This is a genomic window from Arthrobacter sp. Helios (genome assembly GCF_023167125.1).
Lineage (GTDB): Bacteria > Actinomycetota > Actinomycetes > Actinomycetales > Micrococcaceae > Arthrobacter_B > Arthrobacter_B luteolus.
Genome location: NZ_CP095402.1, coordinates 944,580 through 958,901, shown reverse-complemented (window position 1 = coordinate 958,901; position 14,322 = coordinate 944,580). Strand labels below are relative to the sequence as shown.

Sequence of the window (14,322 nt, the reverse complement as noted above, 5' to 3'; positions counted from 1 at the left end):
ATTGATGGGAATTGATGCCCTGGGCCCGGCTACTGCTTGGCGGTGCTCTTGAAGCCACGCAGCCGCAGGCTGTTGCCGACGACGAAGACGCTGGACAGGGCCATCGCGGCTCCGGCGAGCATGGGATTGAGCATCCCGAGCGCCGCGACCGGAACAGCGGCGACGTTGTAGGCAAAGGCCCAGAACAGGTTGGTTTTGATGGTTCCGAGGGTCTTGCGGGACAAGCGGATGGCATCGACCGCGCTGCGGAGGTCACCGCGCACCAGCGTGATGTCGGAGGCTTCGATGGCGACGTCCGCGCCGGTGCCCATGGCCAGGCCAAGGTCCGCCTGGGCGAGGGCCGGGGCATCGTTGACGCCGTCGCCGATCATCGCGACCACCTTGCCTTCGGCCTGGAGCCGGCGGACGACGTCGACCTTGTCCTGCGGGAGGACCTCGGCAATGACTTCCTCGATGCCCACCTCGGCGGCAATCTGCCGGGCGACGGCGTCGTTGTCGCCGGTGAGCAGAACCGGAGTGAGGCCAATTGCCTTGAACTGTGCAATGGCTTCGGCGCTGGTCGGCTTCACTGTGTCCGCCACAACCAGGATGCCCCGGGCCTGCCCGTCCCAGCCCACCGCGACGACGGTTTTGCCTTCACCCTCTGCCTGGGCCTTCAGGGCGGTTAGTCCGGGGCTCAGCTTCAGGGACCATTCGGCGAGCAGCGACTCGCGGCCCACCACGACGGCGTGCCCGTCCACGACACCCTGGACGCCTTTGCCTTCCACGTTCGCGAAGTCCTCAGGTGCCGGCAGCGGGCCGGTCTCCTGGACAGCACCCTTGGCAATGGCCTGGGCGATCGGATGTTCCGAGGCGTCTTCCAGCGCTCCAGCCAGCCGGAGCAGCTCGGCCCGGCCGGTGCCGGGCTCAGCGACCGCGTCGACCAGCGTCATTTTGCCGGTGGTGACGGTACCGGTCTTATCCAGGACAACTGTGTCGACTTTACGGGTGGATTCCAGCACCTCCGGGCCCTTGATCAGCACACCCATCTGGGCGCCGCGGCCCGTGCCGACCAGCAGTGCCGTCGGTGTGGCCAGGCCCAGGGCACAGGGGCACGCGATCACCAGCACGGCGACGGCTGCGGTGAATGCCGCTGTCACGGGGAAGCCGGCTCCCAGCCAGCCCCCAAGGGCGATGACCGCGATCACGATCACAACCGGTACGAACACACCCGAAATCCGGTCGGCGAGGCGCTGTACCTCGGCCTTCCCGGTTTGGGCATCCTCGACGAGCCTGGCCATCTGCGCCAGCTGTGTGTCCGCTCCGATCCGCGTGGCGCGGACCACCAGCCGGCCGCCGGCGTTCGTGGTGGCGCCGGTGACAGTGTCGCCTTCAGCAACCTCGACGGGGACCGATTCGCCGGTGAGCATTGATGCGTCCACTGCGGAGGTGCCGGAAACCACCACCCCGTCGGTGGCGATCTTCTCTCCCGGCCGGACGATGAATTCGTCGCCGGCCTGCAGCTCTTCGACGGGGATCTTCGTTTCCACTCCGCCGCGCAGCACTGAAACTTCCTTGGCGCCGAGTTCGAGGAGTGCGCGCAGGGCGGCGCCGGCCTGCTTTTTGGACCGCTTCTCGAAGTAGCGGCCGGCCAGGATGAACATTGTTACCCCGGCGCCGACTTCCAGGTAGATGTTCGCGGCGCCGTCGGACGGTGCCAGCGCGAATTCGAACGGGTGCGTCATGCCGGGGGTGCCGGCGGTGCCGAAGAACAGCGCGTACAGGGACCAGAGGAAGGCGGCCGAGGTGCCCATGGAGATGAGTGTGTCCATGGTGGCGGCGCCCTGCTTGAGGTTGGCCCAGGCCGCCTTATGGAAGGGCCATGCCCCCCACACGATCACCGGGGCAGCCAGTGCCAGCGACGCCCACTGCCAGTAGGTGAACTGCAGCGCCGGGATCATGGCCATGGCGATCACCGGCACCGTCAGCACAACCGCGCCGATCAGCCGGTGGCGCAGCGAGACCAGCTCGGGGTCTTCGTCCCCGGCGGCGCTGGATGCAGCGCCGCCATCCTTGCCGCCCTTCGGCGCGGTCACGACGGCGGTGTACCCGGTTTTTTCCACCTCCGCGATCAGCTGCGCAGGGTCGTAACCCTCCGGGACGGTGACTTTCGCCTTTTCGGTGGCGTAGTTCACGGTCGCAGTGACGCCGTCGAGCTTGTTGAGCTTTTTCTCGATCCGCATGGCGCAGGAAGCGCAGGTCATTCCGCCGATCTCCAGCTCGATGCCGGTGCCCACGCCCGGGGATGTTGATGTGCTCATGTGTTGTTCCTTCGCTTAGCTTGTCTGCTGGGGCGGGTTGTTTGCCGGGACCGGGTCAGTGGCCGGGTTCAGAATGCGGTCCGCTTCCGGTGTCCGGGGAGGCGCGGCCGCTGCTGGTGGAGCTGCCGTGCGCGGCGTCCAGCACAAAGGAGGCGGTGTGGACCTGGCCATCCACCTGGAAATCCAGATACAGCAGGTAGCGGCCCGCAGTGGGGGCCTCGGCGGCGAATCCGATCTCCGGCCCGGAAGTCTCTCCCGGTGCAGGTTCCTCGCCCTGGGGGTGGACATGCAGATAGGCCAGGTCCCCGTCGCGGAGCGCCACGAGGTGCCCAAAGGCGCCCAGATAGGGTTCCAGGGTGGTGACCGGCTCCCCGTCGCGGGTGACCGTGAGAGTGAGGTCACTGGAGGTGCCCGCGGTCAGGTCACCGCCAAGCGAGACGGTGAAGCCATCCACCTGGGCCGACCGGGTGGGCTGCGGTGCTGTGGGCGTGAAGTCTCCGGCCACCTGGACCGTTCGCGTCAGCGTCAGGGACCCTGCGTCGGCACCGGCTGCCGCCGGTGTGAAGTCCGCGTAGACACGGTAGCTGCCGGCGTCAGTCCATCCCCAGGGGATTGACCAGGTACCGGTGGATTCATCGAGCACCGGGTGCACATGGCGGAAGTGGCTGCCGTCTGAACGGGCAACGATCAGGTGCAGGTCCTGCTCGTGCGAGGTTTGGTAGTCCGTGACCGGTTTCCCGGCAGCGTCCTGGATCTGGAAGCTGAGGGTGCCCGTCTCCCCCGCTGCTCCGGGTGCCTGGACCGGGGACAGGAGGTATCCGTCGGTCCCGGCTGCGAGGCCCTTGACGCCGTCCGGCAGAGACGGGCCTGCGGCAGCTCCCCTGGCGGGGGTTTGCTGCCCTTCACTGTGGGCTTTCATATCGTCCCCTCCAGTCCGGCTGTTTTCCGTCCAGCCGTTGACCGCGCTGTCAGGTACCACGGCGCCGGCCACTCCGAAGGCACCGCCGAACGCCACCAGCAGGCCCGCTCCGTAAAGCCCCAGGCGCGTGCCGGTGTTCATGCTGTCCGCACGGCCGAATAGCCTGCTTCCTCCACTGCAGCGAGGATCTTGGCATCGTCGAGCGGTTCGGAGGCCGTGACAGCGAGCTTGCCGGTCTGGGCGCTGACCTGGATGTCCTCGACTCCGGGGATCAGTTCCACTTCTTCGCGGACCGACAGTTCGCAGTGCCCGCAGGTCATTCCGGTTACCTGGTATTCATTGGTGGCCATTGCGCTTTTCCTTCCGTGTGCGTATACCCCTACTGGGTATCCGTAACAGACTGTATACCCCTGGAGGGTATAACGCAACGAGGGACCGAAGCTCCGGTGACCCTGTTGCCGAATCAGGCAGGCAGTGCGGGCGACGGTGCTGGCTGGACCGCTCCCATTGTAGGAAAGTGGTACTGGCGGCGTCCGCCGGCAGGATCAACTTTCGAGGAGGAGAGGAGCATGGAATTCCTCTTTGCCCACGGTGCCGGCGGCTGGAGTGATGACCAGCCGCTGGCCGAGGAGCTGCGGCAGCGCCTGGGGGTTCCTGTGGCGATGCCCCGTTTCCCGGACGATGAGATGTCCGCTGCCGCCTGGTTCGATGAACTGGACCGCCAGCGGAATACCCTCGGTCCGGATGTGGTGATCATCGGGCACTCCTTCGGCGCGTCCATGGCACTGCTCCACCTGGCCACGGGTTGGCAGGATCCCCCGCCGCGTGGACTCGTCCTCCTGGCGACACCGTTCTGGGGATCCGAGGGCTGGCAGGCCGAGTACGCACTGCCGGCGGGCTTTGAACCCCCGGCGGGCATGCCACTCTTCCTGCACCACTGCCGTGACGACGACGTGGTGCCCTTCGATCACCTTGCCCGCCTGGAATCCCTGCTCCCGGACGCCGTCGTTCGCCGGCACCCTACCGGCGGCCACCAGTTCGAGGGCCGGATGGCGTCAGCCGCAGAGGACGCGGCGGCTTTCATCCGCTGGACAGCCGGCTAATTCAGGTGCCGGATGAAGAACCTGGCCGCATCCTCCCCCGCGAACTCCGGGACCCCGGTGTGTCCACCCATATTGGCCTGCAGCGTCTTTTCCTGGGACCCGAAGGCGTCGAACAGATCCAGCGCCTGCTGCCGGTCGTTTCCTTTGTCGTCCCACTGCAGCAGGAAGTGCAGCGGAATCGTGACCTGACGGGCGTCGTCGAACATCACCCGGGGCACGAAACTCCCGGCAAAGAGACCGGCTGCCGCTATGCGTGATTCCACCAGTGCCAGCCGGATTCCGATGGCGATGACCCCGCCGGAGAACCCCACCGGCCCGCGGATCTCCGGCAGAGCCAGGAGCGCGTCGAGGGTAGTCTGCCATTCCGGAACTGCTTTCTCCACGAGCGGGAGGACCAGCCGGTCAACGATCCCGGTTACCGGTTTTCCGGCCGCTAACGCCGCGTGCAGATCACTCCGGGCCTGCTCAATCCCAGGCATCCGGGACCTGCCTGCGCCGCCCGGGAGTTCGATGCTGGCCGTGGCGAAGCCGTTCGCCGCGGATTGCCGGGCCCGTCCCGCCAGCCGGGAATGCATCGCCCGCAGCCCCCCGGGGTGGCCCAGCAGGATCAGCGGCGCCGGAGCGGATGCTGACGCGGATGCGGGAGTCCACAGAATGCCGGGGATCCCGCCGAGGGTGAATCCGCGTTCGAGGACGCCGTCTTCGAGACCCTGTTCGGAAGTGAGTTGTTCGGAAGTGACGTGTTCGGAAGCGAAGTGTTCAAAAGTGAAGCGTTCAAAAGTCAAGTGCATGGTCGTGCCTTTCGGGAGTGCTTTCTACGGCGCTCCCGGACGACCTATCGCCCGGCCATGACTGCAGCGAGGAGCACCCACATCAGTTTGTTCACGGGTACCACCTCCTCACTCTCCGGCACGGCTGACTAAACTTTAGCCGCGGCCGCTGGACCTGCGCCATACCCGCCGCTCTTCCGTCACTGAGCTCAGCGCCCGTGGCGCCGGCCCGCTGCCCGTCAAGCACGGCCTCACGTCCCCGGCGCCGGCCGATCGCCGTCGATCCTTGTACCCTGTGCGGCCTGAGGGTAGCGTCGATGTGTGGGCACGCATGCCGAGAATCAGCGAATGCATCCAGTCATTGCCGGAGTATCCCCCGGCCAGCCTCCGCATGTCGTTCTGCACGCGGCGCGCTTCGCCGCCCGATTCGACACTGACTTGGTGTGCGCGCATGTGAATCCTGGCCGTTTCGTCACGTCAGAGTCCCAGGACGGCTCATTGCTCACAGCATCGATTGATCCCGACTTCGCAGACGAGCGCGAGCTCGCTTTTGACGCCCGGCTGGCCGATGGGCTCGGCGGGATCCTGGCGGACAGCGACGTGAACTGGCGCACTGTCGTCCTTGCCGGGGACGTGGCCGCAGCGCTTGGCCGCCTCGGAGACACCCTCGACGCGGCGATGATTGTGGTCGGCGCCCACGAGCGCTCTTTCAGCGGCACAATCCAGGAGTTCTTCAACCGCTCGGTCGGCGTTAATCTCGCACACCAGCAGCTGCGCCCCGTCGTCATCATTCCCTCGCTTTCCTCCGGAGCCACCGCGCCGCCCCCTTGGGCCGAAGCGTGAGGCCGGGCATCCGCCCAGCACACCTGCGCTGGGCGCCCATCGCCCTCGTGGCCATTGGCGGTGCCTTCGGTGCAGCCAGCCGTGAGGGACTCTCACTCGTTATTCCCAAGCTCGGCGAAGTACCCATCTCCATCGCCATCATTAATGTGATCGGCGCGTTTCTTCTCGGCTATCTCTACGAAGCGGTCACCCGCCTGGACAGTGCAAAGCCCACGGGTAAAAACCTCAAACTCCTTCTCGGCACCGGCTACTGCGGCGGTTTCACCACCTACAGTTCACTCGCCACGGACACGGCCGTGCTTTTCCGCGACGGACTGCCGTGGGTTGCCGCCGCCTACTCGGTCGGAACGGTGTTGATAGGTGCATGCGCCACCTGGCTTGGCATTGCCGTGGCCAGCAGGAGTAATTCCCGGAGACGGCAAACCGCAGCGCCGGAGGCGCCAGCTGAGCACCGGGCAACTGAGCAGGGGGATTCAGCATGACTCCGCTCATCTTCCTGCTCCTGGCCCTGGCCGGCGGAGTTGGCGCTGCGGTGCGCTTCCTCTTCGACGGGCTCATTCGCTCGCACCTCAAGACCGCTTTTCCATGGGCGACGACGATCATTAACGTTTCCGGTTCGCTGGTGCTCGGTTTCCTCACCGGGCTCACCCTGGTCCGGGTGCTGCCGACGGATCTCAGCATTGTCATCGGAACCGGCTTCCTTGGCGGGTACACGACCTTCAGCACGGCCAGCTATGAGACAGTACAACTCATCAAGCAGGGCAGGCATATGGCATCGTTCATCAGCGGACTCGGGATGCTGGTGCTTTCGGTGGCTGCCGCTGTACTGGGCCTCTGGATAGGAACGTCCCTCTAGCTCTATGCCTGCACTGGTTTCGCTACGGCCGCCTGGCTGCCGGAATATAGTATGCAGCCACCAGCAGCACCCACGTTGTGAGAATGTACGGCCAGGTGTAGGTGGGGGCCGAGATCTGGTGCATCAGCAGGGTCACCAGGGCAGTCACGATAGTGCCGATCACGGCCAGCACCCATGAAACAGTGCTGCTCTGAAGAAATACCACGGCGAGCGCGATTGCGGTGAGCACACCCGAGTACCCGCCCAAACCGTTGGCCGTTTCCGTGAGCCCCTCCCCGAGGGCGAGGGCACACAAGCTGCCGATCACACTGCCGATAAGGGCCGCGGCGCCCACTTTCCAACCTGCCACGAACAATCCCAGCAAAATGAGAGCGCCCGCCCACACATTGTTGATGAGCACCACCTCTGAAACGTTGGTGAGCAGCGAGCGGGCGAACGCCAGCGGCACAGAGTCAATGGTCTCGGAGGCCGTCGAACTGACATGCAGCGGCTGAGTGCTCAGCAGCACGCCAGTCGCGACGATGCAGAACGGAGCGGTCGTCGAGGGCAGCGCGTAGACCTTCAACGGGGTCTTTGTGAAGAGTGCGACGACGAGCCATGTGACCGGTGCGCAGAGCGCCCCTGCGGCGATGGCGATAGGGTATGCCGCCCACTGCCCGCCGATGGCAGAGAACGTGGCTGCGCCGACGAGTGCTCCGCAAAAGCCCTGCAAGCCTGCGGTGATATCGGATGCTGCGGCGCCCAGCAGCCGGCCAGCCACTGTTGACGCGGCACATCCCAGCACAACCAGTACCGCCATACGCCAATCTGCCACGGCGAAGGCCGCCAGAATCAGCAGCGCTGTCAGGAGATTGGCCTGGAAGAATATCTGCGAAAGGCCGCGCCCGCCTCCGCGGATCCAGTCGGGAAGGCCCAGACTCTGAGCAGGTTCGACAGCGCTCATGAAGCACCTCCTTCCGGCCTTGGCGGGCGGGGCTGTGCCTTCGCGGCCGCCCAACGCTCCTCGACCTTGCCGAACTTCCAATAAGCGGTCGAGACGAGCCATGCTATGAGCAGCGTGCCCACAATGATGTATCCCACGTTTTCCAGGTCGATGCTTGCGATCCAGCCGGTGAGCGGATCGCTGAGCCCCATCTTCTCGTTGAGCAGCCCCACCAGCTCGATGCCGCCGATCATCACGGCGATCATCACCGAGAGGCCCGTGATCGTGAGGCTGTAATAGACCCTGCGAATCGGGTTGATTGTTGCCCAGCCATAGGCCTTCACCATGATGGCCGAGTCGAGGGTATCGAAAAGGCTCATACCTGCGGCAAAGATCAGCGGGAGGCAGAGAATCGCGTACCAGGGCAGGCCGGTTGCTGCGCCGGTTCCCGCGAGCACCAGCAGGGCGATCTCGCTGGCAGTGTCGAAGCCGAGACCGAACAGAAAGCCAACGAAGTACATCTTTCCCGGCCGGTCGATCGATTTCATCATGGGTCCGATGATGCGGGTCATGAATCCGCGGCCCTGCAGATGCTTCTCGAGCTCCGCTTCATCGAGTTTGCCGTCGCGCGAGGCCCGCCAGACTTTGAGGAGCCCCATAAATGCGACGGCGTTGATCAATCCGATGAGCAGGAGGAACACCCCGGACACCACTGTGCCAAAGACCCCCAGCCCGTTGCGCACCCCGTTTCCGTCATCCGTCAGCCCCACGGCCCAGCTCACGCCGAGCGCCAAAAGCGCTGCCATCAAAAAGACAATGGTTGAGTGCCCCAGCGAAAAGAACAGGCCAACGCCGGCTGCCGGCCGATTCAAATCAACCAGCTTCCGGGTGGTGTTATCGATCGCCGCTATGTGATCGGCGTCGAAAGCATGCCTGATGCCGAGCACATAGGCCACCACCGCAATGCCGACGCCGAATACAGACGAGCCCAATTCCAGGTGCAGCGGCTCCACCAGGATGAAGAAGACCCCGAAACCCACGATGTGTATGAGCACCACGGGAATGAACGCCACGAGCACCTGCGCCCGGTACGATCGCTGTCGCAACGCTTGCTTCTGCATCGTCAGCCCCTTTAACTGGTTGTTGCCGCCCTAGCTCTTGCGAATCACCGGGGCCGCTTTGCCCGTGAGAAGTTCATGAACGACGGAAGCCGCTGCAGTATTGGCGCGTGCTACCGCGACTGTGTCATTGCCGACCAGACGCATCCACACACCGGCGTCACCGGGCAGCGCACTCACTCCGAAGATCACGTCGCCGTCGAATGCGCCGGCGAGAGTCTGGTGCAATGCGTCGGCCAGCTCAGCCACGGGCACGAGCGGCGTGAGAACGTAGAGCATGGCGAGCACATCGTGGTCCGCGAGCACCCCAAGCCCGGCTACCCCGCCCGTACCCGGTGCTGTCTCGCCCGGGCAGAGCCGCACCCGGTCGAGTGCCACGAGCGTGCCATCCGGCCTCCGTACCTCAAGGTCTGACGCGTACACCTCGTACTGGTGTCTTTCTCCACGCGCCAGCCGGCCGGCATAAACCGTCTCGCCCAGCAGCAGCGATGCGCTTTGAGCTAGCACAACCGAGGTCTGCTGATAGAAACGCGACTGGGCGAAAGGCACAACGGGCTCGGGCAGGTACTCCACATAGGCATCCGCTTCCGCCCTGATGTTCATCATCGCCGTGGCGTAGCCATGCTCCATGCGATAGACCCTGGTGTGCGCCTGGCTCGTCACATGAGCCGAGGTTCCCGGCCCAAAGTCCAGGTCGGTACGGAGCCGGTCTCCCTGCAGCACACCACCGCCCGGTGACATCAGGTAGGTGTAGGCCATGTCGCTGCGCAAGGGGTTGAAGTACAGCGGATGCATAATCTGCAGCGGTGATTTTTGGTAGTGCTGCACAAGCTCAGTGCGTCCGCGGTTCTGCGCGAAGCCCAGTTGCAGGACACCCACCTTTCCCGGACTGCCGACCGGCAGACTCGGTGGCTGCCCGGCATGCCGCCGCACCTCGATCGGCACGTGGGAGGGTTCGTAAAATTCCGGCTCCAGGCGGTATCCACCTGGGTTTGGGGCATTCACCGCCGCCGTGCTCAGGGCCGTCATCCGACGAGTTCTGCTCCGGTGCTGTTCCAGTGGCTCATGATCTGGTTCAGCAGCTCGTCGAGTCCCTGGCCTGTCAGCGAATTCGTGAGCACCACCGGTTTGCCGTCGCGCACCCGGTGGGCGTCGCTCTCCATCACCTCAAGGTTGGTGCGCACGTACTGCGCAATGTCGATCTTGTTGATCACGAGAATGTCGCTCTCGGTGATTCCCGGGCCACGTTTGCGGGGCATCTTCTCCCCCTCGGCCGTGTCGAGCACGAACACGAACACATCGGCGAGCGCCGGTGAGAAGGTGAGCGTGAGGTTGTCTCCGCCCGATTCGTAGATCAGCGTGTCAACGTCAGGAAAGCGCTCAAGCATTTCGGCCCCCACGGCGAGGTTCATCGTGGGATCGTCCCGCACTGCTGTGTGGGGACAGGCACCGGTCTCCACCCCGGCTACGCGGTCTGGGCTGAGGACGCCAGCGAGCTCACGCCGCACGTGTTCCGCATCTTCCTGCGTGTAGATGTCGTTCGTGATCACTGCGGGCGTACGGCCCGCTGCGATCAGCAACGGCACGAGCGCCTCCGTCAGCGCCGTCTTGCCCGAACCTACCGGGCCGCCGATACCGATTCTCAGGACGTTCTCGCTCATGGTTTCCTCATTCCCTCGTGCCGCTCGTTTCTGCACAGTGCTTCGTGCGTGGCTTCGTGCGTGATCAGCTGGCGAACAACCTCGCTTCAGCCCGCTCGTGCTGGGCAGACATGATGTCTGCCAGGGGCGCGCACCCTCCGATGTCCTCTATACCGCGGGCCAGGGCATCAGCTGCAACCCGTTCAATCACGGGAGCAGTCCCGTGAAGAATCACCTGCGCGTCCCGGTGGTCGGTGAGCCTCATCCGCAGTCCCGCGCCCACAAAACTCACCGCAAAGGCGAAGAGGTCCGAGGCCACCGCCAGCTCTGTCCCTACTCCGCTGGCCGCATAAACAACCGCGCTCACCACTGGCTGGCAGCCGGGCGTGGAGCGCGCCTTCACCCGAGCTCCGAAGTCGGTGAGCGCCTCTCCGCCGAGCACTTCAGATGCGAGATCGGCGAGCTGATGCCCGCTGCGCACTGAGGCTTTCCGCATTTCCGCATTGAGTTTCGAGGCAAAGAGCCGCTGATCTATTTCCTGCACCAGTGACCAGTTGCCCGCGGCAGCAGCGCGGTGGGCCGTGGCAAGGGCTGTGGCATCCCCCGGCCCCACCGAATGGGTCAGCAGGTCAGCCAGCAATTCCGGCAGGCCGCCCCGGGCGACGAGCTTCGCTTGACTGAACCCTTCCAGGCCGTGGGACATCGTGTAGAAGCCGCTGGGAAAGGCAGAGTCTGAGAACTGCAGGCTCGAGAGCAGCTGCCGCACTTCCGAGTTCGCCATGTTGCCCTTCTATGCCAGGAAGAAGAGCCGGGTCAGAGGCAGTGTTTTTGCCGGCGCGATCGTCGTCAACACGCCGTCGCACGTCACTTCATATGTTTCGGGGTCGACTTCGATCTTGGGCATCGAGCTGTTGCGCACCATATGTTCTTTTCCGATGCCGCGGCAGCGTTGAACGGGAAGCACTTGGCTGTTCAAGCCCAGCCGTTCGGGAACACCGTCCTCGATTGCGGCCTTGGACATGAACGTCACCCGCGTGCTTTGAAGCGTTTTGCCCTGCGCCCCGAACATCGGCCGGTAGTACACCGGCTGCGGCGTTGGCAGCGAGGCGTTCGGATCGCCCATCAGCGACCAGTTAATGAGACCGCCCTTCACGACGAGCTTGGGCTTTGCACCAAACGAGTTAACGGGCCAGAGCACAATGTCAGCAATCTTGCCGGCTTCGAGTGAACCCACGTAGTCGGAGATCCCTTGCGTGATGGCGGGGTTGATGGTGATCTTTGCCAGGTAGCGCAGCACACGGAAGTTGTCGTTGCTCTCCGAGTCTTCCGGCAGCTTGCCGCGCTGGTCCTTGCAGTGGTGCGCGACCTGGAACGTGCGAAGGAAGGACTCCCCCACGCGGCCCATCGCCTGAGAGTCGGAGGAGACCATCGAGATGATGCCCTCGTCCTGGAACACCGTCTCAGCAGCGATAGTCTCCGCGCGCACCCGGGAATCAGCGAAGGATACGTCCTCGGGAATGTCATGCGAGAGGTGGTGGCAGACCATCACCATGTCAAGCAGCTCATCAACGGAGTTCACGGTGTAGGGCAGCGTCGGGTTGGTCGATGACGGCAGCACGTTGGGATGGCCCGCTACTTTGATGATGTCGGGAGCGTGCCCGCCGCCGGCGCCCTCCGTGTGGTACGTGTGAATCGTGCGGCCGTTGATGGCGTCGAGCGTGTCTTCAACGTAGCCAGCCTCATTCAGGCTGTCCGAGTGCAGGGAAACCTGAACATCAAAGCGGTCGGCTACGTCGAGTGCGCAGCTCAAGGCTGCCGGAGTGGCACCAAAGTCTTCGTGGACTTTCAGGCTTGATGCTCCCGCCCTGAGTTGTTCGACAAGAGCATCGGGCAGCGAACCATTACCTTTGCCGTGAAAGCCCATGTTCACGGGCATTGCCTCAGCAGATTCCAGCAGACGCGCCAGGTTCCACGCCCCGGGAGTGGTGGTGACACCGTTGGTGGCGTCGGTTGGCCCGGTGCCACCCCCGAACAGCGTCGTGATGCCGTTCGAGAGCGCCGCCTGTGCCTGCTGCGGCGATATGTAATGCACATGCGAGTCGATGCCCCCGGCGGTTGCGATGAGGTGCTCACCTGCCAGAATCTCGGTACCCGTCCCAACCACAAGGCGCGGGTCGACCCCATGCTGGGTGTGGGGATTGCCGGACTTGCCGATGCCCGCGATCTTCCCGTCCCGCACCCCGATATCGCCCTTGATGACACCAAGCACGGGGTCGAGAATGATCGCGTTGGTAATAACGAGGTCAAGCACCCCCTGCGCCCCGGTTGCCTGCGGGTCAGCGGCCATGCCGTCGCGGGCGGTTTTGCCACCGCCGTAGACAACTTCGTCGCCGTAGTGGCCCTCGTTGAAGTCCTTCTCTATCTCGATGACCAGGTTCGTGTCGGCCAGGGTCACCCGGTCGCCAACTGTCGGTCCGAAGAGATCGGTATATTGCTTGCGGGAGATGATCGCCATTATTTCTTCCCCTTTGCCTTACTCTTCGCGGTTTTTGCGCTCGTGTGCGCCGTTGGCTTCCCGTTCTGGAACTTGAGTTCGTTCATAAGCGCGATTGCCTTAATCCTCGTGGCCGCCGAGTCCAGTCCGCCGTCCACCAGATTGTTGAAGCCGATGACGTACCGGCTCCCGGCATAGGCGGTAAGAGTGACTTCCTTGGTGTCACCTGCCTCGAAACGGATACCGGTTCCAGCCGGGAGATCGAGGTGCATGCCGTAGGCCTGTTCCCGTTCAAAGAGCAGCGCCTTATTCACTTCAAAGAAGTGGAAGTGCGAACCAACCTGTACCGCCCGGTCGCCGGTGTTACTCACCAGCAGCGTCACGCTCGGCCGCCCGGCGTTGATTTCGATCTCGTCTTCCCTGTGCTGATATTTCGGACTGCCTAGCATGATGCTTCCTTCCCTCGCGGAGAGTCGTGCTTCAGTGCTTCACCTGACGGAATTCGGTCAGTGGGTGGTCAGTGGGTGTGTGTGAGCGTGGACCGGCCATGAGAGTGGCCCTGAGGGTGGTTGTGCCCCTTGCCCTGGGATTCTTCGAAGGCATGTGAGTGTGCGTAACCGTGCCCGTGGTCTGCCTGCAGGCCAGCCGCGATGCCGGTGCGGCCGTGGCTCAGCTCGTGCAGGGCGTCCCGGGTGCGCTGCCGGATCACGCGCAGAACCGCCTGGCTGCTCATCAGCGGACCGTAGAACTGGGCGCCGGCAAAACCGTCTCGTCCGAACGCGGTCGATGACTCCCGTTGAAAGCCGGCAGGGACAATGACGGCACGGCCGCTGCCCAGGAGCCGCAGCCTGTCCAGAACGGCCAGCAAGTCCGCTTCCGTCTCCATAACAGCCACTTCGACGACATTGCCCGCTCCGTGCGTGCACACCAGATGGGCGATGCGGAAAAGCTCGGCATCGTCAAAAGGATTGGCCGCATCGGCACTGATCACCAGCGCGGCCTCGGGGTCGCGTTTGCGCACCTCGCTGGCAGCCGTGCGCAGCCAGGCCGTGAGGTGGTCGATGCTCCCGAACGCATCGGCGAGCACCAGACGTCCCTCCGCACCTGCTGAGAGCCATTTCAGGGTTTTCGCAGTGTCTGCGACGAAGGTGGGATTGCGGCCAAATGTCATCGGAATGACGACGATTTGCCCGTCTCCGGCCGAGAGCTGGGCGACCACGTTGTGCAGCGGGCGCCCCGCCGTGGTGACGATGACACTGGGATCGTCGTCTTTTAGGGACAGGAGATCGGCGCCGTTCGCGCTTTCATGGCTCCCCACGAGCACGACTGCCGTGTGCGCGGAAGTGGGCGGGGCCAC

At 64.3% G+C, this 14,322-nt stretch carries 16 protein-coding genes; 4 read left to right on the top strand and 12 right to left on the bottom strand.

Annotated features, from left to right (window positions below; all coding sequences use genetic code 11):
* Positions 1–29: 29 nt before the first annotated feature.
* Genes ArtHe_RS04210 through ArtHe_RS04200 form a run of 3 tightly spaced genes read right to left on the bottom strand, consistent with a single transcriptional unit; the run spans position 30 to position 3,569 of the window.
* Positions 30–2,300, bottom strand: coding sequence for a heavy metal translocating P-type ATPase (locus tag ArtHe_RS04210; RefSeq protein WP_248318904.1), 2,271 nt, complete (start codon positions 2,298–2,300; stop codon positions 30–32).
* A 55-nt stretch (positions 2,301–2,355) separates the two neighbouring features.
* On the bottom strand, positions 2,356–3,360 hold the full coding sequence (locus tag ArtHe_RS04205) for a heavy-metal-associated domain-containing protein (RefSeq protein WP_248318903.1): 1,005 nt from the start codon (positions 3,358–3,360) through the stop codon (positions 2,356–2,358).
* Positions 3,357–3,569: a heavy metal-associated domain-containing protein gene (locus tag ArtHe_RS04200; RefSeq protein ID WP_248318902.1), complete on the bottom strand. Its 213-nt coding sequence runs from the start codon at positions 3,567–3,569 to the stop codon at positions 3,357–3,359. Before ArtHe_RS04200 ends, ArtHe_RS04205 begins: the two co-directional genes overlap by 4 nt.
* Positions 3,570–3,788: 219 nt before the next feature.
* On the opposite strand from ArtHe_RS04200, the gene ArtHe_RS04195 reads away from it, so the two are divergent.
* Positions 3,789–4,322, top strand: coding sequence for an alpha/beta fold hydrolase (locus tag ArtHe_RS04195; RefSeq protein WP_248318901.1), 534 nt, complete (start codon positions 3,789–3,791; stop codon positions 4,320–4,322).
* On the opposite strand, the gene ArtHe_RS04190 is transcribed toward ArtHe_RS04195, so the two are convergent.
* Positions 4,319–5,113, bottom strand: coding sequence for an alpha/beta hydrolase (locus ArtHe_RS04190; RefSeq protein WP_248318900.1), 795 nt, complete (start codon positions 5,111–5,113; stop codon positions 4,319–4,321). The two genes, ArtHe_RS04195 and ArtHe_RS04190, sit on opposite strands and share 4 nt — an antisense overlap.
* Positions 5,114–5,440: 327 nt before the next feature.
* Between ArtHe_RS04190 and ArtHe_RS04185 the strand changes: the two genes are divergently transcribed.
* From ArtHe_RS04185 to crcB, 3 genes are read left to right on the top strand one after another with little or no spacing between them, the layout of a single operon-like run.
* Positions 5,441–5,935 (top strand): universal stress protein, encoded by a 495-nt coding sequence (locus ArtHe_RS04185; protein WP_248318899.1) that lies wholly within the window; start codon positions 5,441–5,443, stop codon positions 5,933–5,935.
* The gene (locus ArtHe_RS04180) at positions 5,932–6,417 is read left to right on the top strand and encodes a CrcB family protein (RefSeq protein ID WP_248318898.1); all 486 of its coding nucleotides are present in this window, start codon (positions 5,932–5,934) and stop codon (positions 6,415–6,417) included. The genes ArtHe_RS04185 and ArtHe_RS04180 overlap by 4 nt, the downstream gene beginning before the upstream one ends.
* Positions 6,414–6,791 carry a fluoride efflux transporter CrcB gene (gene crcB / locus ArtHe_RS04175; protein ID WP_248318897.1) on the top strand — a complete coding sequence of 126 codons (378 nt, stop codon included), beginning with the start codon at positions 6,414–6,416 and terminating at the stop codon, positions 6,789–6,791. Before ArtHe_RS04180 ends, crcB begins: the two co-directional genes overlap by 4 nt.
* A 22-nt stretch (positions 6,792–6,813) precedes the next feature.
* Here crcB and ArtHe_RS04170 read toward each other — a convergent pair whose 3' ends face one another.
* From ArtHe_RS04170 to ArtHe_RS04135, 8 genes are all read right to left on the bottom strand, one after another.
* Complete coding sequence (locus ArtHe_RS04170; protein ID WP_248318896.1) at positions 6,814–7,734, bottom strand: urea transporter; 921 nt, start codon at positions 7,732–7,734, stop codon at positions 6,814–6,816.
* Positions 7,731–8,834, bottom strand: a complete 1,104-nt coding sequence (locus ArtHe_RS04165; protein ID WP_248318895.1) for a HoxN/HupN/NixA family nickel/cobalt transporter — start codon at positions 8,832–8,834, stop codon at positions 7,731–7,733. The genes ArtHe_RS04170 and ArtHe_RS04165 overlap by 4 nt, the downstream gene beginning before the upstream one ends.
* Positions 8,835–8,864: 30 nt before the next feature.
* Positions 8,865–9,710, bottom strand: coding sequence for an urease accessory protein UreD (locus ArtHe_RS04160; RefSeq protein ID WP_248318894.1), 846 nt, complete (start codon positions 9,708–9,710; stop codon positions 8,865–8,867).
* A 146-nt stretch (positions 9,711–9,856) separates the two neighbouring features.
* Positions 9,857–10,492, bottom strand: coding sequence for an urease accessory protein UreG (gene ureG / locus ArtHe_RS04155; protein ID WP_248318893.1), 636 nt, complete (start codon positions 10,490–10,492; stop codon positions 9,857–9,859).
* A gap of 64 nt (positions 10,493–10,556) precedes the next feature.
* The gene (locus tag ArtHe_RS04150) at positions 10,557–11,252 is read right to left on the bottom strand and encodes an urease accessory UreF family protein (protein WP_248318892.1); all 696 of its coding nucleotides are present in this window, start codon (positions 11,250–11,252) and stop codon (positions 10,557–10,559) included.
* A gap of 9 nt (positions 11,253–11,261) precedes the next feature.
* On the bottom strand, positions 11,262–12,989 hold the full coding sequence (gene ureC / locus ArtHe_RS04145) for an urease subunit alpha (protein WP_282568727.1): 1,728 nt from the start codon (positions 12,987–12,989) through the stop codon (positions 11,262–11,264).
* On the bottom strand, positions 12,986–13,414 hold the full coding sequence (locus ArtHe_RS04140) for an urease subunit beta (RefSeq protein WP_248318890.1): 429 nt from the start codon (positions 13,412–13,414) through the stop codon (positions 12,986–12,988). Before ArtHe_RS04140 ends, ureC begins: the two co-directional genes overlap by 4 nt.
* A gap of 68 nt (positions 13,415–13,482) precedes the next feature.
* Positions 13,483–14,322, bottom strand: a complete 840-nt coding sequence (locus ArtHe_RS04135) for a hypothetical protein (protein WP_248318889.1) — start codon at positions 14,320–14,322, stop codon at positions 13,483–13,485.